Source organism: Thermanaerothrix solaris, from assembly GCF_032334255.1.
GTDB lineage: Bacteria > Chloroflexota > Anaerolineae > Anaerolineales > Anaerolineaceae > Thermanaerothrix > Thermanaerothrix solaris.
In genome coordinates, this window is the sequence record NZ_JAUHMF010000002.1 from 991,294 (window position 1) to 1,010,129 (window position 18,836).

Below are 18,836 nucleotides of genomic sequence, written 5' to 3' on the forward strand. Positions count from 1 at the left end.
TGAGTATACTGCGCGACTAACCTCTAGTTAGCCATCAATATTGAATTTTTGAAAGGCAAAAACATTTTGCTTTTCGTTTGTTTTCGGTTAAAATCAAATTACCCCGTAACCCCGGTTCGTGACCTTGCTAAAGGCCATTCTAAAATGGGTCTTTCTTGTAATCTCTTGATCCTGGAGCCCGACCAGGCGCTTCGCTTGTGGTTGGTTTCTTTAATAGCGCCTCTTGGCCTGACGATAACGACCGTGCCATCCCTTAAAACAGCCGAAACCTTGCTAGCGAACGAGGCTTTTGATGTACTGCTTGCGGATATTCGCCACGAAGGCGAGAGGATTGATCTCAACAAGGCATTAGAAGCGTATAAGGAGCGTATTAAGACCATCTTGCTTGTACCCCCTGGAATTAAAGCCCCAGCCGAAAATTTGCATACACCAACTGTGGTTTTACAAAAACCTTTACCCCCACGCAACCTTGTGGAAGCCATTGTTGATCTGCAAACCCGGGGCGCAGAGGTTACCAAATCCGATCATGCTGTTCATGCCTCAAACGCCCTCTACATGACCTCGTTCTCGTTGCAGTTTGAGCGCCTCTCAGTTTATCTTGACAACGGGGTCATTTTGGATGTACAGAACCGAGTACTGCGGACGGCGGAGCAGGTTGTGCGCCTCTCATTGACTGAAGCCCGGCTGATGGAAGCACTATTGGCAAATCATGGCATCACCCTATCGTACGAAGACCTTGGAGGCCTAGTCTATGGCTGGGCCATCCAACGCTCTGAAGCGGCTCGCCTCTTGAGTCCTGTGGCAAGCCGGTTACGACGTAAACTCGACCGGGTTGGAGGAAGTCATTGGCTACGCAATCAACGGCAGTTGGGCTACTGCCTTCGGATTGTTGCCACCCCCGGCCCGTTGATTGAGTAATCTAAGGTTTAACGTTGCCAGGGAAGATCAATTTCCGGCAATTGGGGTGGATTCAACCATCGCAACCAGCCACCGCTGGTGCGTCGCTCCGGCGTGGACGGGTCGAGTGCGACTAGGGTCATGCTTCCGGCGATTAATAATGCCCCTATCCACTGCGCAGGGCTGAGGCGTTCGTTCAACCAAACTTGTGCCAATAGAACCGTAACCAGAAGTTCACTTATTCCTAGAAGGGCGGTCTGAAGCCCGCCCAGGTTTTTAACGCCGAGGAATAGGGTGAGACGGGAAAGAAAGGTGATACCGGCCATTCCGAGTACCGGCCACCACGCCAGGGTAAAGGGGGGAAGCGTTGGATGAGCAACACCAAAGGCAATACCTACGGTAACCGCCATAGCCATAAGGGTGTAGAACGTCACGGTTGGCGCCGGGGCTTCGTATAAGATGCGCTGATTGATAATGAGGTGAAAGGCATAGAAGAGTGCCGATAGCAACATCATCAGGGCTCCTACCAGATCAACTGGGGTGTGACCCGTGCGGATTAAGAGATATATACCGGGCAACGCCAGAATGAGGCGCAGTAGGGTAATCGGGCCGATTTTCTGGCGGTCTAGCCAAAGCCATAAGGCCACAAAAAGGGGGTAGAACGAGTAAATCAGATGTCCTACGCTGGCGTCCAGACGGACTAGGGCCGTATAGTAAAAGATGGAGCCAATGCCGTTGATCACTCCGGCGATCAGGCAACCTATCAGTCCTACCGGATAGATATAGAAGAAATGGCGCTGAAAACTCATGGCTCCAAACATCAGAAGGGCGGCAATAGTGCTCCGCAGGGCGACCACCGCTAGAGGTGAGAAGCCGGCCCCAAAGGCTTGCTTGCCAAGGATGGGCATGGTGCCCATGAACAGCGCTGACGCCAGCGCTGCGATCACCCCCTGGGAACGCCGATTTGCCCACATATCCAACCTCGTTGAGGTGCCATCACTTCAGTAATGCGCGAACTTCATCCAATAGATCATCGCTCATAAAATCTCCTTTCTGCATCAGGGATTGGATGTGTCCGCGCAGGCGATCTTTCTCAGCCGGGGTTAATTCCTTGGCAGTCACGACGATAATTGGAATTTCCGCTGTTTCGGGCTGGGCTTGTAAGGCTTCGATGACGCCAAAACCATCAATCTCTGGCATCATCAAATCTAAAATGATGAGATCAGGGCGTTCGCGTTGGGCCAGTTCAATGGCTTCGCGGCCACTGGCGGCTTCGTAGAGAGTGTACTCACCTTGAGATTGGAGAATGCGGCGGATCAGGCGCCGTGCTTCGGGATGGTCATCTACGATAGCGATGCGTGGGAAGCGATCAATGGTGATCTTGCTCAAGGCTGCCAACAATCCTTCTTCGGCGCCGGCATGGATGGCCTCAGAAACCACGACGTTGCGCGACCAACCTTCGCCGAGGATTGCCCGCTCAACCGGTAACGTGTGCCCCGAAATATTCATGACGACTACCTCGTGGGGCTTGATTTGCCCACTGCGCACTAATTTGATCAATCCAGCGCACGCCACCGCTGCTGCTGGCTCCACAGACATTCCTTCCATTTTGGCCAGGAAGTGGATTGCTCGATAGGCTTCCTCGTCGCTAACGCTTTCAAACGCCCCACCTGATCCTTCCAACATCCAATTGCGTAACAGGGTATAGGTTCGCCCTGGATCGCCGGTCGCCAGCGTGGCGATGTTGGTGCGAGGGGATTGGACCGGAATGGCCGTATCACGTCCTTGCTTCCAAGCATTCACCATTGGGGCGCAACCCTCTACCTGGATGACCCCAATTTTGGGGATTTTATCAATCCAGCCCATCTCATACATTTCGCGGAAGCCCTTCAGCACACCCAAGGGGCCCATACCGCCGCTAACTGCTTGGATATACCAGTCCGGTGCTTGCCAACGCGGCTGTCCACCTTCCATAGTCTCGGCGGATTCGTTAAGTACCTCCCCCAGTTGTTCGGCAATTTCGTAAGCGATGGTTTTCATGGACTCAATATTGGCAATGCTTCGCGCCCCAGCGTCAAGGTAGATTCCGCGTTGCCGGGCAAATTCGGCAGCAACCTGCTTGGCTTGATCATAGGATCCGGTGACTTTGATAACCTGGGTTCCGTAAAGCGCCACCTCTCGCATTTTTGCCGCAGGGACGAGGCTGGTGAGAAAAGCCCAGAGTTTGATCCCGGCACGTGCTGCATACGCCGAATAGGCGATAGCGACGTTCCCAGTCGAAGCCAAGACAACTTCACGCACTCCCACGGTCTTGAGGGCAGAGATGCTGAGCGCCGCCTGACGATCCTTAAACGAGGAAGTGGGCCCCTGGCGTTCGTCCTTCATGAAGAGGTTGGCTAACCCCAACATCATGCCCAGGTTAAGCGCGCGAATGAGTGGCGTGCCCCCTTCGGAAAGACGTAATTCGGGGGCTGGTTGCATTACCGGCAATAATTCGCGGTAGCGCCAGAGGTCGAAGGGGCGTTCCTTTAGCCGGGATGGTAGAGCATGAGAGAGATGGGCGTAGTCATAAACAGCTTTGAGCCATGTACCTCCACAATGAGAGCACGTTGTTACAAGAGGGTGATAGGGCGTCCGAAAACCACAATCAAGGCACTCAATCTGGCAGTGTTCGTTGAGCATCATGTTTCCTCAATGCGATGGTGAATTGCCTTTGGACCACTTTTCAAGGGCGGATTCTAGCAGGGCGAACAAGTCTTTCTCATGGAACTGGCTCTTATGGAGCATACGCTTGCTGAACTCAGCCAGTTGCTCACGCTGCTCTGGGGTCAGATCACCCCCGGTAATAATGATGACGGGAATACGGCTCCAAGTGGGGTGAGTGCGCAGTGCTTCCAGAACTTGGAAACCGTCCGTTCCAGGCATGAATAGATCTAAGAGAATAACGTCAGGCGAAGATTGGGCCAAGTACTCTAAAGCCGCTTGCCCATCGCGGGCTACCTGGATCTGGAAGCGGCCATCGGTATCTAAGATTTTCTGAAGCAGGCGAACATCTTCAGCCGAGTCATCTACGATTAGGATCTTGGGTTCACTACCCCCATTCTTCAGGCGGTAAAGGGCATGGATTAAATCCTCCGGCAGGAAAGGTTTCACCAGGTAGTCAGCTGCACCTAGGCTAAAGCCCTTTTCCTCTTCTTCCAGGATGCTACAAATGATCACCGGAATATCTCTCGTTTCGGAATCATTCTTGAGGTCAAAGAGCACTTGCCAGCCATCCTTGTCGGGCATCATAAGATCAAGGGTGATGGCAAAAGGTTTCAGGCGTTTGGCAGTAGCGACGGCCTGGTGCGGATCGTGAAGCGGCACAATGCGATAGCCGTTGTTCTCCAAGTAGCGCTGGTAGAGTTGGGTAACTTGGTGATCATCATCAATGGCCAAGATGACCGGGGCGCCATCTGGTAAGGCGGACATTGGCTCGCCACTTTGAACCGTCGTCGGCGTCGGAACGGGCAGGGTGAAGAAGAAGGTGCTCCCCTTACCCACTTCGCTCCATAATAGCCCAATCCGTCCTCCATGCATTTCTACAAATGAGCGGCAAATGGAAAGCCCCAACCCCGTGCCACCAGTGCGGCGTGTAGGTGAGTCATCTACCTGGGAGAAGGGCTGGAATAGTTTGTGACGATCTTCTTCTGCCACTCCGATGCCCGTGTCGGTAACGGTGATCATGACCTCGGGGGTGCCCTTAGGGCTTTCGACAACCTTTGCTTCTACCGTAATCGAACCCTCTTCAGTAAACTTGGCTGCGTTCGAGAGAAAATTGAGCAAGACCTGGCGAATGCGGGTGGCATCGGCGATGACGGTGGGCAAATCCGGGGGGATGTGGTGATAAAGGACGATGGGTTTGTCCTTGACCAAACCCACAGCGGTAGACATCACGCTATTGATCAAGTCCACCAGATTCACTTCGCTAAACTGCAATTCCATCTTCCCGGCTTCGATCTTGGAAAGATCAAGGATGTCGTTGATTAGCCCTAACAGATGTTGACCGGAGTTATAGATTGAAGTCAGATCTTGGCGTTGCAATTCGGTGATAGGGCCATCAATTCCCTTAAGGATGACTTTGGAGAAACCGATGATGGAATTCAGCGGGGTACGTAATTCATGGCTCATGTTAGCAAGGAATTGACTCTTAAGCCGGTCGGCGCGGCGCATCTCTTCCACCGCTTGCTGGGCTAGTTCATAGGCGCGCGCATTCTCAATCGCGACAGCGATTTGATCGGCCAAAATTTGGAGTACGTGCAAATCTTCGGAAGAAAAGGCGTTCTCATTGCGGGCGTGGATATCCAGTACCCCCATGACGTTGTCGCCAGTCTTGAGCGGCAGGATGACCTCGGAACGGGTGTGGGGAAGGTAAGGGTTGGGCTGATAGAAGGGATCTTCTAAAACCCGATTGAGCACAAGAGGCTCACCCACAGTTGCCACGCGCCCAATCAGCGTGCGCGAGCCCCTGGCATAACGGAGCGGGTTGTCCAGCAGATCATCGCGTCCTGCACCGGCCGCCTCGCGTAGAACCAGATGGCTATTCTCCTCGTTGCTCAGGTAGATACCTACATGGTAGTAATTGAAGCGCTGGGCCACCAGTTGTACCATACGTCCGAGCAGGGTGTTGAGATCCAGGGTGCTAAGGGTGTCGCGGGCAATCTGTGCCGCCGTTTCGAGTTGCAAAGCGCGGCGCTGGGCTTCGCGCAAGAGGTTGAAGCGTTCAATCGCGACAGTGATGCCGTTACCTGCTGCCTGCAGGATTTGGAGATCCTCACTTGAAAGAGTCATTGGACGGGAGGCGGAGACCGTCAGTAAACCGAGCAAGCGCTCACCACTGGATAAGGGCACAATACAGCCCGAGATAAACCCCAGAGATTGCAAGGTGTTGCGCGAGGTTGAGTCTAATCCACTTTGCTCAAGATGAGTGAGAATCCAGGGTTCAGAGCGCAATTGCGTCAAGGCTGGGAGGGCTTGTACCGATAACACCATCCCCTGTCGCTGTAAAGCAGTATCCTTGGAGCAAAAGCCGGCCACCTCGAGGGTAGTGGCTTCACCTTCGGGGGTGCGGTTGATCAGAATGATGGCCAGGTTTTCCGCGCTTGCGGGCAGGGCATGCTGGAAGAGTAAATCGGCCAACTCTTGAATCTCACGCGCCTGGGCAATGCCATTGCTGATGGTGTAGAGCAATTCGGTATGCGCCAGGGCTTTCTGCGTTTGTTCGAAGAGGCGCAGGTTTTCCACCTCAGTCGCCATTTGGCCAGCCAGGGGCGGGTAGGTGCGCAATTCACGCCCACTGAAGTGGTGGGGTTCATCGCACAGTAACAAAAGTGCTCCCAATTGTTCTCGCGAAGCCCATAAGGGTAAGGCGGCCAGTGCCCGTATTGAAAGATCCAGCAGTTGTTGGCGTATAGCGGGATCAGTAATTTGTTCGAGAATATCCTCGTAAAATTGGGGTGTTCGGGTACGGATCAGATGGTAATAAGGGTGCTCGGGCCCATAGACCGTATCCAGAGGCGGCGGTGGGGTACCGCGGCCACTATGCCAATTGGCTACCACACGCAGGAATTCTTTCCCCAATGAAGTATCTCTTTCTTTGAGAAGCAGCACAGCACGGTTGATGGCCGGAATGCGCATCCCCTGAGGAATAACGGCCACCATTTCCTGTAAAGTGGCGGCAGTGGACATGCGTGTGCTAAGATGGTACAGGTTCTCGGTTTCATCGAGCGAGGCTTGTAATTGCTCGAGCAGATCCTGGCGTACCAGGGTATTGGCAACAGCATCCGCGGCAAGGCGCAGGATATTGATCTCGTCGTTTTGCCAATACCGTGGCGTAGCCTGTTCAAAGGCTAAGAAGCCGGGTACCGCTGCTTTACCGGGTACAGCCAAGAGTAAAATGGATGCTGTATTCAAATTGCGCAGAAAATTCTGCTCGAAGGGTTCCAGATCTTCCAAGGTTGCTGCAAACCAACCGCGATCACGCAATGGCCGTCCCCACGAAGGGAAAAGCGCAACCGGCATGTGCTGGAGTTTATTGCGCTCCAGTTGAAATTCCGTTTCTTGCTTAGACCAATCCGCAACGGCAGACCAGTAAAGCCCTTGCTCGTCTTCTTTTACCGTAGCATAGAAAACGTGATCACATTGTGCCGCTTCACCCAATAGGCCCAGCACATCGCGTAGGACTTTGAGACCCGATTCACTCAATAGTGCAACTGCCCGAGCAACGCCAGCCTGATAGCGCTCGCGGGTTTCAATCGCCCGCAAACCGGCCATGACTTCTTGGAATAGATTTGCGTTCTGAAGGGAGATGCTCAATTGCGTCACCAGGGTGGAGAGCAATTCATATTGCACCCGGGTATAGGCCTTATCCGAAGCAAACGATTGAACGACCAATGCCCCCAGTACCCGTTCACCCGTGCTCATGGGTAGGGCGATTAAGGCTTTGGGGTGAGGTTCGGGGAGCAGAAGACCTAATGATTGGATTTCTTGTTCTAGATCGCGGCTGAGCCAAAGAGGGCGCCGTTCCAGGATGACGTGACCGATTACATCCTTACGACTGAGCGGGCATGCTGGCCATTCCTGGAATTTGCCATCTTGGATCACAAGCGGGAAGCGGACCAAATTGCTCTTCTCATCGTAAAGTGCCAAAATGAGATTCGTGCTATCGGCAATTTGGCCCACCGCATGTGGGACGAGATCCAGAATTTCATCGGCTTCAGTCAGGCGGGAAATCTGTTGCCCAATTTCGTTGAGCAAGGCTAACTGCTGATTGCGGCGCAGAAGTTCTTGTTCGGCGCGTGTACGCTCGGCCAGTTCTTGTTGCACCGCAGCGTAGAGTTGGGCGTTTTCAATTGCCAGGCTGAGTTGCCGCAGTACTTCTTCAACCAGGAGGATCTCATCCTCGGTCCAAATTCGATCTGGTACCTCGTCTATTACTTCTAATAAGCCCTCACCGAATCCGGGAAGTGTAAGCGGCGCGGTTAGGCGAGCCGGTTGAACGTGGGGACGTTGTTTGAGCGGGGTTTTGACCTCTGAAGCCCTTTGCCCTAGGGATGAGGTGGTAGGGAGAGCGGTTTTGGCTGCGCGAGCCACGGGCTGGGTTGGTATTTCCAGATGGTTTGGTCGGTGGGAAGGCGAGGATGGACTATAGGGAGATAGGGGCTGATTGAGGGATGAGGTAGAAGAGATCGGGGCGCTGTTTAGTACCTGGATATAGCCACGCCAATGTGGGTCGGGTTGACTGGTTGCACCTAAACGGTGAGCAGTTAACCGTAATATGAGCGCTTGGTTTTTCTGTCCGGGGTATGTAAATTCTTCCTCGAAAGATGGGGTGTCGGAAGCCAGCCAGGCCTGGATGCGGCCGGATAACTCCACGGGGAGAAAAAATTTAAATACGTTGTTTCCGATGACCTGTCCCGGGGTTAGACCCAGCCAATGGGTTATCTCCGGACTGCATGCCACGCAAGTTCCGTCCATCTGGCAGGTAAATCCCCACCCCTGCGCAATGCCTTCATCCGACACCGATTGATCGGGAATGTTTCCTGTATCCTGAGGGGAATTAAGTTGTTGGAAGAGGGTATCAAGCCGGCTGTGCAAGGGTTTCTTGGACATAGTGGATGATCTCCTGGGCTAGGGCACGATATTGAAGAGCGGCTCGACTTTTAGGCGCGTGATGGAGAACAGGAACGCCAGCAATGGCGCTTTCACGCAGTCGGGTGTCCGTGGGGATCACGGTTTCCAATAGCCCATCCGCAAAGTGTTCATGCAGGTATTGATACAATGTGCGGTGGATGCGGTTGCGCTGGTCAAACATGGTGAGAAGCAAACGATAGGCGAGGGAAGGATTATGTTGTTCACGAATGCGACGAATCAATGCCAATATGTTTTTCAGTGCATAAATGGAAAAGAATTCTGCCTGGGTAGGAATTAGGGCAATCTCCGCTACAGCCAGGGCGTTGCTCATCATGGCGCCTAGAAAGGGAGGGCAATCGAGGATGACATACTCAAACTTAGCCCCGATAAACGGCAGTTTCTTCTGCAACAACGTTTCATAACCGGATTGGCGGGGGAGTAGCCGTTCGGCTAAGTTCAATCCCGAGTTACTACCCAATAGATGTAAACGCTCTATGCCAGTTGGTTTTAATATCTCTTCCGTTGAGAGGACGTTATCCAGAATAATATCCAGAATCGTGGCGTGGATTTGCTGTGGATCTGCCCCAACCGCAAGGGTAAGGTTAGCCTGGGCATCCATATCTATCAGAAGCACACGATGCCCCATCTCGGCCAGCGCAGCACCGAGGTTTACCGCTGTTGTTGTTTTCGCCACACCACCTTTTTCATTGGTAACCGCTATACACTTCATCTAGCCCTCCCACGCTTTATGTGCTTAACCCTGCGTTTTTTCCATTTCCGGGCGCTTCATCGGCTGAGGTTGAGGTCGCAGGTGAATTAAAGATAACCTGAACATGTGAGGCACCTAAGGCGCGTTTGAGCTCCTCCATCGCAATACCCAGCATGGTTTGTGGATCCGTAGCGGCGCGGATGCGCCCGGTGATCTCCAAAGCCTTGCGTTCGCGTTCGGCGCGGCGCAGGGTGGTTTCGAGCAAACGCGCATTTTCTAAAGCCAATGCAACCTGGGCGGCCACGGCTTTGAGAGTCTCGATTTCCTCTTCAGTCCAGGTGCGTTCGGGAACCCCTATGTCTTGCACGCGGATGACGCCCAAAATCTCATCACGGAGTTGGATCGGTACGGTTAGCACTGCTGCTTGTTCATCCTTGGCGGGGATGGCAGTGACTTCTCCACGGCGTATAGCGGCTTCAATTTCGGGGCGAGAGATGGGAGGTTGAGCAAACAACCCTTGGGACGTGTAAATATAGGCACGATGACGACGTGAGCGCACTTCTTTCTCCCACTCCTGTTGGAGATAGCGCCGGTTAACGCGGCGTGCTTCATCTAATGCACGCATAGTCTCTTCCAACAATTGATTGTTGACAATCGCGATAGCAATTTGATCGGCCAGGGTGCTGAAGAGCTCAATATCCTCAGGGGTGAAGGCATTGGGTTGGGTGCTCTGAACATCTAGTGCACCGATGATACGGTTATTGGCGATAAGGGGCAACGCCATTTCTGAGCGTGTTTCGGGCAGGTCGGGGTTCTTGAAGTGAACGGCATCTTCACCAACGTCCGTTGCAATGCGGGGCTGGCCAGTTGCAGTGACATAGCCCACGATACCGACCTTACCTACCGGTAACTTGTGCTGGCGGGCGAGCATACGCTTTCCTCCCTCGCTGTTGGCAGCACGGAGAACCGCATATTCGCCTTTCTCATCAAGAAGGAAGACCCCAACATGATAGAAGCCAAAACGCTCGCTGATGAGGGTGGTGACTTGATTGAGCAGGCTTTCCAGTGCCTGAGCCGAGACGATGCTCCGCGCCACATCGGCGACGGTCTGGAGTTGGCGGGTGCGATAGCGCAGTGCTTCGTTCTGCTGGGCAAGTTCGCGTGTACGCTCGCGAACACGGTCTTCCAATTCATTGATGAGACTGCGCAACTGCGAAGTCATGACGTTGAAAGCGTGGCCCAGCGCCCCGATCTCATCGCGACTTTCTACGCTGGCATGGGCTTCCAGGTTGCCTGCGGTGATCTGTTCCGCGGTTTGTTTCAGTTGGACGACCGGTGCACTTAACGCCCCTGAAACCCACGATGCCACCAAACCCACTGCAGCCGCAAACAGCGCTGCAATGATCACGGCTAAACGACCTTGGGCTTGTAGCAGGGCTACCAGAGTGCTTTGTTCCCGTACAAAGAGTACGTACCAGGGTTTGGTTTGCAAGCGTACGGCAACACCGCTCTCAAGGTGTCCAGGTTTTTCGGGATGTACATCCAAGGTAAAGTAAATGACATTCCCTCCCTGTTTCAAGACGTTAGCCAAGTCAGATTGGTTGGTGTAATTGAGATAAGGGTGATAAGGGAGGCGGTTGTGCTGTGCCAATTCAAGGGTTTGAGAATAGGTGGGTGGGAGTAAGAAACGATATAGATGGGTTGGCGTAAGTGTATCTGCAATGCGCATGAAGTTTTCATCCAGCAGAATGGGATAGGAATGCCGTCCCAAGAGGTTGAGTTTCGGCTCTAGCAAACGTTGAAACACTTGCGCGTCGTATTCCAGACGTAAAACTCCAAGCACTTGCTGACGCTGATCGCGAATCGGCACCGCAAAGTAGATATACGCCACCTTATTATCAGGATTGAATTGGATAGGGGAAATATATACCCGTCCGGTGCGGGTGACTTGCATGAAGTAATCGCGCTTGCTTTCATCCTGGCCGATGGCGGCAGGATTGCTATCGTAGATATTTTGTCCGCGCAGGTTGAGCAGACCATATGAGACCAAGTGAGTCTCGTGTTTGAGAAGCAGGGAGTTAATGGTAGCACGTAGTTGTTCTTCCTGGGGGCTACCGGGGCGCTTGGCTGGATCCATGGTCAAGTAATCGTAAAATACGGGGAGATTGGCCTCATTAATCAGGGTGTCACGGTTTGAGGTGAGAAAAGACTCTATCTCTTGGGCGACCTGCTCGGCGGCCAGACGTAATGCCTGGTTGCTTTGGTTCTGTAGGCTTGTAAAGATGAAGCGTGTATCTACTAGTGAGAGCAGGATCAGAGGCGCAATAGCCATTCCCAAAGCACTGGTGACCAATCGCACGCGTAGCGTGACGGTAACATAGTCCAGGCTAAGTAAAACCAGATAGGCCATGATGAGAGCACCCAAAACGATGGGCAGGATATCATTAATAACCGGGATGGACACTTGGTACCGGGGGAATAATGAACCGACGAGGGCAGTAAGAACCGCTATAAAGAAGGCGCGGGTAATGGCCGGTTCACGGCTTTCTTCTTCAAGCACGCCAGTGGCGACGAGAATACCATAGAGGAAAGAAAGCAGAGCGAGGTAAACCCCTGTGGATTGGCTTAGCGCTGCCAGGACAAGTAGAGCGAATTGAAAGGTGGGTGCAAGCCGGGGCATGGCTTGTCGGTAATCTGTCTGGCCGGAGTCATTGGCAATGACAGAGAGAGCTACCAGCGAGGCCAACCCAAAGGTAATGGCTAAGACGTATAGTTGCCAGAATTGGGGCTGATAGAACATTCCGATGAGGAAGAGAGCCGCCAGCAGAGCCAATGCCAGCGCCGTGCTAAAAGTCACTGCAGTGGCTAATTGACGTTGTTTCTCTTCGATCGGAATTTGAGCAGGGTCATAGGTTGAGAAAGCCGCTGTGGAAATCATCCAGCGCCTCCAGACTGCCCCTCAATGGGTAGATTTGTCGCATCACGTAACTGCACCAGCACTTCAGACACACCCAGGGTACGACCGATTTCGAGCGCAGCGGCACGCAAGATGCCCTCAACATCGGTTGCGGCCTGCACACGGCTACCTAATTCACTAACTAGATGTTCGCGTTCAGCCCGGGCACGCATCATTTCTAGCAAGCGGGCGTTTTCTAATGCCAGCCCAATGCGTTCGGTGATGCTATTGAGAAAACGCAACGTCTCTTCGGGTACACCTGGCCCCCGCACTTTGATTGAAATAACACCCACCGATTCGCCGCGCGCCTGTATGGGGAGGAGGAGGGTGTGTTGTTCCTCGGAGGGGGAGGTTTTAAGCAGAGGTTGCGCTTGGCGTGAAAACTGTTCTATCTCCGATGGGGGGGTTCTGATCGCCTCCAAGCGATTGGCGCGCCAGCGATACCCGCGTGGCATATGGGTTGAGCGTAAATAATCACGCCACTGCTGGCGTACGACTTGGCGGTAACGGGTTTCTAACTCGGCAGCATAGTGCTGCAGGCGCTCAATGAGCTGATGCCGTTCTAAGGCAACTCCTAGCTGATCAGCAATAGCCTGTAGAACCTGAATATCTTCCTCGCTGAACGCATTGACCTCTGTGCTTTGGATATCCAAAGCGCCAATAATATCTTGCCCGACGCGGATCGGAAGGGCAATTTCGGAGCGTGTATCAGGCAAATAGGGGTTCTTAAAGTGAACAGCATCTTTACCGACATCAAGGGCGATGCGGGCTTCTCCTTTTTCGACCACATAACCAACAATACCCTCAACTCCCTTTTTAAGACGGTGTCCGGCGGCAATCATGCGCTGTCCAGCCTCACTGCTGGCTGCGCGCAGTACGGCATATTCTTTGGCCTCGTCAAGGATGAAAATACCGGCATGATAAAAACCAAGGTAACGCTGGATAACTGCAAGCGCGGTGCGGAAGAGGGTATCTTCATCGGCTTCCAATGAGATCTCACGTGCCATCAGGCTGGCTACTTCGAGATAAGTGCGATGGCGGCGCAGGTCACGGGTGCGTTGTTCAATGCGCAGCTCCAACGCGGCTCGCTCGGCTTCCAGGGCATGTGTAAGGGCCGTTTCTTCCTGCAAGGCGCGGTAAAGTTCTCGCTGAGCCACACCGTAAGAGGCAGTAAGAAGTCCAACCACAAAAAGCCAAGCAATCATTGCCACCATCCAACTGAAGGGAGGGGCCGGAGTTGCATTAATACTCAGGCGTGTTATCCCATCTGTCATATGAAGCACAGCGATTCCCCCCGCCCCCGCAAGTGCCAGCCCGAAGATGACATATGCATTTCGTTGGCCAAGGAATGCGTAAGCCATCAGGACGAGTGCCAACAGCCACAACCAAGCGGTACTGAGTGGTCCGCGGTAGAGCAATTCAAGCCCACCGAGGGCGCCAAGGGTGATCAGCAAGGCGGCAACGCGCAAGCCTTGGGGTTGGCGTTGAATCAGAACGCTGGCACCCAGCCATAACAAGACGAACGTTAAACCGATCAAGGGCAGGTATTGCCGACTGCGGAACAACGTGAATGCTACCCACAGATAGCCCAGAGCGGCCGCCGCCAAGACGAGATAGAGCGCTCGTTGCAAAATCCTTTCGCGCAGGGAGGCGATACCTGTTGCAGTTACAGGGGAGGGGGATGAAACGGGGGTTGGAAGACTCATCGCCCATTGTCCTTTGCGGTTTGGGGTTCGGGAGGAATAAGGTGGATGCTGGTTTCAGTGACGTTGGGAAGTTGAGCCAGGGCCTGCACGGCCACCCTTAAGATGTCATCTACGGTCTCAACCCGCGAGAGGGTTGAACTGATCTCATTCAGACGCTGTTCCAGCAGGGCTTGACGCTGTGTTTCCTGGAACAGGCGGGCGTTTTCAAGCGCCGTTGCCGTTTGCATAGCAACGGCATCCAACCAGGCAATTTCTTCGCTGGTAAGTTCGGGCTGGGTCATTTCCAACGAGATGGTACCGATGACCTGATCGCGCAGTATTAGCGGAAACTGGGCCAGGTGAGTGGATGAGCCCGCGGTCGGTGGGGCCGATGGGCTTTGATAGGTTGCTTCCAGGACGTCGTGCCCTTTCAGGAAATTCCCCCATTCTTCGGTGACGTGGGCGCGGGCTAGGGTACGTACTTCCTCGCGCAATTGCTGGATGCGCTGGAAAAGATCATGATTCTCGAGAGCCAGACCGAGGCTATCGGCGATCCCCTGAAGCACCAGGATGTCATCTTCCTCAAAGGCGCGCACCTGGGTGGATTGAATGCTGATAGCGCCTAGACATTGACCACGGCGTAGGATGGGGAGGGCGAGTTCTGAGCGAGTCAGCGGCAGATGCGGGTTGCTGAACCGCACTAGTTCCAAACTCACGTCTTGAGAAATACGAGGTTCTTTGCGTGCCGTTGCCCAACCGATCATCGAGTTGCCACCGACGGCTAGACGATGCCCCTCGGCGAGCATGCGCCGTCCGGCCTCACCGGTGCCCGCACGCAAGACGGCAAATTTTCCACTCTCATCAATCAGGAAAATGCCCACATAATATAGATTGAACTCTTGCTGGATAAGATCGGCCACTTGCTGTAAGAGGGTGGCTTGGTCGCTGGCGGTGTTCACGGTGCGGGCAATAGTCGAAGCCGTATAGAGCTCACGGATACGTCGTTGTAGGTGGCCGGTGCGTTCCGCTAGTTCGCGTTCAAATTCGGTACGGGTTGAACGGAGTTGGCGTTCCAACGTGCCTTTCTCAATTCCCAATTGATTGATCCGTTCCCCTAAGAATGGAAGGGAAAGGATGCCTAAAGCGGCTAGGTAGGCCAGCAGAACAAGTCCGTTATACCAGTTTGGAAGGGAATTGAAGGTCAGGATATTTTCAGGGGTGGGGGTAGGCAAAATATTAAGATGAACGGCGAGAGTAAGCATCAAGGGGGTGAGAAAGACGACGCCCTCCCAGGGCAGAACAGTTGAGAGGTCAAAGAGTAATGCGCCGATCAGGATGGCACAGGCATATGCCATGATGGCAGTGGCTTGAGGCCCGTAGGTGAGGGTGATCTGTGTCCCTAATAAATAAGGGAATAAACCTAATGCAATAGCGCGGATGCTGAATGGCCAATGACGCAAAAAAGGCAAGAGCAGGGCGAAAGCAAGTAGAAACACCCATAAGCCCACGCCCGACTCTGACCTGCCCTGGATGGTCTGCACGATGTGAGGCGCGGCGAACCATCCAATGACAGGGATCTGGAGCAGAAGGCTCTGTTGGAGCAAGTACTCGCGGAGAGTGGTTAGTTCACCACGCTCTACGACTTCAGGAGGGATGTTGCGGGGGTGGATGCGCTGCCAGATGTTCATGGGTTTATAAGCCCTCCCTAGCGATCGTGTCCGTTAGAGTCGCTTGGCAAACCATTGGGGAAAGGAAGGTCATCAGAAGATGGTGCAGGTGGTGAGATGCGGATACTAACCCGCTGAGCGCCTAAGGCCCGCCCAATCTCTGCGGCTGAGGTTTGAAGGATATTACCCACGTCGGTCAGAGCACGAATCTTGCTGGTGATCTCGTAAAGGCGTCGCTGGCGCTCGGCCTGGATTTGGATCTGGTGGATCAGGCGAGCATTGGTGAGAATGGCGGCGAGGTTTGTGGTCAGCGAGGTAAATAATTCTTGATCGCTTTCATCAAAAGCGGCAGGCCATTCGGATTCAATGTAGAGCACACCCAGTATTTCGTTTTGGTAGTCAAGGGGGAGGGCCAAGGCGGAATGCGCTCCGGCTATTAGTGGATGAAAAGCGATTTCGGAGGTGAATTCGCTGATGCGGAGCGCCTGACGGTGGGCAATCACCCAACCCGGTACGCTTTCTTCCGTTTGCCAGGTGCTTCGTTCCAGGCTTTCGGCTTCAAAACCGGTGTAGGCTTTCAGTTCTAGGACTTGATCGCGGTTGAGCAGAAAAATTGCCAACCGATCTTGAGGCAATATTTCGTGCAAACCTTGCAGTGTTTTCTCAATGATTTCCTCGGGAGTCAATTGAACCGATGCCTCACTAATAATGCGGTAGAAGTGACGGTGCTGGGTGAGGTTTTGCTGTGTGCGTGTATAGAGCAGGATATTATCCAGGGCAATAGCGAGCAGTCCCGCCAATGTTTCTAGAATTTGTACATCTTCGGCCTGAAATGCATCATACGAACGGCTTTGTACATCTAACGCGCCGAATAAACGGTCACCAACCCGCAGTGGGACAACGATCTCAGAACGGGTTTCGGGCAATAATGGATTAGGATAATAATCCGGGTTGCCTTGCACGTTATTGGCGACAATAGTGCGTCCTAACGCCATGGCTTGTCCTACCAGTGAACGCGAACCCACCGCAAGTCGGTGACCGGATTGCTTCATGATTTGCCCGACGTCACCAGAGGCTTCGCGCAGGACACCATAACGCCCCAATGGGTCAAGGAGGAAGACGGAGGCGTGATAATATCCCAACCGTTCTCGAATCTGGTTAGTCGCATTTTGGAGCATGGTATCTATATCTCGCGCGCTAATCGCTTCTCGTGCGATTTCGGCGGAGGCCAATAATTGTTCCGCTCGGCGCTGCGCGACTTGCTCGGTGCGAATAAATTCACTGATATCTTGGGCGATGCGGATTAACCGAGGTCCGCCGTTTTCATTTGAATTGATTGGAATGCGCGAAACCAGTTCCCAGGTATTTTCACCTTGTGGGCTGAAGTAGTAATTGGGGGTTTTGATCCGGGCTTCATCTGAATGGATGACTTCTAAATCTTGGATTAAGTCCAGGTTCCCCGCCTCACCAAAAAGATCTACCTCGGTTTTGCCTATAAGATCGGCGAGCGAACTCACCCCATAATGCTGGAGAAGGGCTTGGTTGGCGTATAAGACGCGGCCATTCTCATCCTTGATTGCGATGCGCTCAGGCAACGCCTCCAAGAGGGTTGTCAGGAGAGTTTGTTCTCGAACAACCTGACGCTGAGCCGCCTCTGCCTTTTCGGATAGGCGATGAGTGTGAAATATCCAAGCGAGGAAAGTGGCAAGGACCTCTAAGGTATGTAAATCATTTTCGTTAAACCGGGCTTCGTGATGTAAATCTTGAAGAACGATCGCCCCCAGTATCTCTTCTCCAAGACGTAAAGGAACTCCCAGCCAGGATTTGGCTGGCGTGCCGATTAGGTTCACTCCTAGTGTTTGCGCCATTGCTTCTACACCGTGTTGGATCAACAAAGGCGTCTTTTGGGTGATCACATACGAAGTAAGCCCTTGTCCCAAAGGCAATGGCTCTACATGAATGGGTTGGCCGTGTTCCAGCAGTAGGGGGAAAGTGATCTGGTGTTGGGTGTTGTCGTAAAGTGCCACCCCAAAGGAGATGTCCAAACCATAGGTTTGGTGAATCAACGCAGTAAGTTCGGCATAGATTTCAGAAATATCGGGCAACTTCGCCAGACAAGCATGGAGAAATGCATCTGGTAGAGATGAAACCGATGGTGGTATCTCGCTTTGCGGGGATCCTGAAGGTTGTAGTGATTCTGCTAGTGGCTTGGGATTGTGCACCAAGAAACTCAGGGCAATTTGATCGGCAAGAGTGCATAAGACGCTATGAAGGGTGGGGGGAAAGGCGTTTTTTTGCCCGGATTGCAGGTCCAACACGCCATACACTTTGGTGCCGGCAATGACGGGCACGGCAAGAAGAGATTGGGCGTCTTTCCATATGTAGGGGGCACGATTTTGGATTTGGTCACGTTCCAATTGGGGAAGGTAATAGGAGCGTTGATTAGCAATGGTCCACCCAAAGATTGTACCGGAGTTGACAGGAACAGTGATCTGGTTGATGGGAAAGGCTTGGGGAGTGGGTGAGTGAATGGCCTTAAGCACCACTAACGTGTCATCTGCATCGAAAATATAGATCGCCACATGGGGAATATTTAGCCCTTGGGCAATTTTATGCACAGCACTGTTTAGAAATTCTTCATGATGGCTGACGACACCTATAGCTCGCGTGATCTCGGAGATCACTTGCGTGTAGGGTAAGGGGGTATGCAAGACATCATCTGAGGCTTTTTCGCCGCTCATGTGCAATCTTCTCCGAAGGGTTCAGCTCAATTCCCAAACCGATTCGCCGTTGAGAATACGTTTGATCTGATCAGGAAAACGATCAGGATCAAGGGGTTTACCTAAAAAACCGTCAAAACCGGCTTGACGGGCTTTATTCATTTGTTCTAGGCTGGCTTCAGCAGTAACGGCGATTACTGGAACATTGCGAAAGCGGGGTGATTGGCGAATCTTGCGTAGGGCGCCGTACCCATCCTCATAAGGCAGGCGGATGTCCATCAGGATGAGATCCACTTTGGGCAGCGAATCGGCAAATTCAACCACCTCATAACCGGAGGTTTTCCACTCGCAATGGACCCCCAAGTAGCCCAGGAGACGTGCGATGAGGACAAAATTGGAGACATTATCTTCGACCACCAATACCACGGTATCTTTGGTCAGGGGGCGGGTGCCATGAGTTTGGCGGATGGAAAGCGGTGTTGGGGTCGGGCTCTCGGGTGGGGTAGGGGATTGAGGGTTGGCCATCATGGC

Annotated in this window: 10 protein-coding genes; 1 reads left to right on the top strand and 9 read right to left on the bottom strand. The window is 53.1% G+C overall.

The window, feature by feature from the left end; genetic code table 11:
- Positions 1 to 144 precede the first annotated feature (144 nt).
- Complete coding sequence (locus tag QYE77_RS12825) at positions 145 to 918, top strand: winged helix-turn-helix domain-containing protein (protein ID WP_315625831.1); 774 nt, start codon at positions 145 to 147, stop codon at positions 916 to 918.
- Positions 919 to 926: 8 nt separating this feature from the next.
- On the opposite strand, the gene QYE77_RS12830 is transcribed toward QYE77_RS12825, so the two are convergent.
- The 9 genes from QYE77_RS12830 to QYE77_RS12870 are packed head-to-tail and all read right to left on the bottom strand — an operon-like array spanning position 927 to position 18,833.
- The gene (locus QYE77_RS12830; protein WP_315625832.1) at positions 927 to 1,871 is read right to left on the bottom strand and encodes a DMT family transporter; all 945 of its coding nucleotides are present in this window, start codon (positions 1,869 to 1,871) and stop codon (positions 927 to 929) included.
- A gap of 22 nt (positions 1,872 to 1,893) precedes the next feature.
- A complete protein-coding gene (locus QYE77_RS12835; RefSeq protein ID WP_315625833.1) occupies positions 1,894 to 3,582 on the bottom strand; it encodes a pyridoxal-phosphate dependent enzyme in 1,689 nt (562 codons plus the stop codon).
- Between the two features lie 6 nt (positions 3,583 to 3,588).
- Positions 3,589 to 8,547 (bottom strand): GAF domain-containing protein, encoded by a 4,959-nt coding sequence (locus QYE77_RS12840; protein WP_315625834.1) that lies wholly within the window; start codon positions 8,545 to 8,547, stop codon positions 3,589 to 3,591.
- Complete coding sequence (locus QYE77_RS12845; RefSeq protein WP_315625835.1) at positions 8,516 to 9,298, bottom strand: ParA family protein; 783 nt, start codon at positions 9,296 to 9,298, stop codon at positions 8,516 to 8,518. The genes QYE77_RS12840 and QYE77_RS12845 overlap by 32 nt, the downstream gene beginning before the upstream one ends.
- A gap of 16 nt (positions 9,299 to 9,314) precedes the next feature.
- A complete protein-coding gene (locus QYE77_RS12850; RefSeq protein WP_315625836.1) occupies positions 9,315 to 12,215 on the bottom strand; it encodes a GAF domain-containing protein in 2,901 nt (966 codons plus the stop codon).
- Complete coding sequence (locus tag QYE77_RS12855) at positions 12,212 to 13,939, bottom strand: GAF domain-containing protein (protein WP_315625837.1); 1,728 nt, start codon at positions 13,937 to 13,939, stop codon at positions 12,212 to 12,214. The genes QYE77_RS12850 and QYE77_RS12855 overlap by 4 nt, the downstream gene beginning before the upstream one ends.
- Positions 13,936 to 15,606, bottom strand: coding sequence for a GAF domain-containing protein (locus QYE77_RS12860; RefSeq protein WP_315625838.1), 1,671 nt, complete (start codon positions 15,604 to 15,606; stop codon positions 13,936 to 13,938). Before QYE77_RS12860 ends, QYE77_RS12855 begins: the two co-directional genes overlap by 4 nt.
- A 17-nt stretch (positions 15,607 to 15,623) precedes the next feature.
- Positions 15,624 to 18,326 carry a GAF domain-containing protein gene (locus QYE77_RS12865; protein WP_315625839.1) on the bottom strand — a complete coding sequence of 901 codons (2,703 nt, stop codon included), beginning with the start codon at positions 18,324 to 18,326 and terminating at the stop codon, positions 15,624 to 15,626.
- A gap of 21 nt (positions 18,327 to 18,347) precedes the next feature.
- Positions 18,348 to 18,833, bottom strand: coding sequence for a response regulator (locus QYE77_RS12870; RefSeq protein ID WP_315625840.1), 486 nt, complete (start codon positions 18,831 to 18,833; stop codon positions 18,348 to 18,350).
- Between the last annotated feature and the right edge of the window lie 3 nt (positions 18,834 to 18,836).